This is a genomic window from Dietzia sp. UCD-THP (assembly GCF_000349585.1).
Taxonomy (GTDB): domain Bacteria; phylum Actinomycetota; class Actinomycetes; order Mycobacteriales; family Mycobacteriaceae; genus Dietzia; species Dietzia natronolimnaea_A.
The window spans coordinates 1,819-2,072 of record NZ_KB714634.1; the positions used below are offsets into that span (position 1 = coordinate 1,819).

Genomic DNA, 254 nt, shown 5'->3' on the forward strand with positions numbered 1-254 from the left:
GCACCTACAAGACCGAGATCCTTGCCTCGATCGAACACGGCCTCTCCAACGGGCTCATCGAATCGGTCAACACCAAGATCCGCCTCATCACCCGAATGGCCTTCGGCTTCCGTTCACCAGAGGCCCTCATCGCCCTGGCCATGCTCAACCTCGGCGGACACCGTCCCACCCTCCCCGGCCGGCAAAAGGCCCACGCATGAGTCATAAGAGCCCGAAATCCGCTACTCGCACTGCCAATCTGCTACTCGGAATCG

At 61.0% G+C, this 254-nt stretch carries 1 protein-coding gene; it reads left to right on the top strand.

The features are described from left to right. On the top strand, positions 1–200 hold a 200-nt coding region (locus tag H483_RS40075; RefSeq protein ID WP_042329748.1), incomplete at its 5' end, for an ISL3 family transposase. Between the last annotated feature and the right edge of the window lie 54 nt (positions 201–254).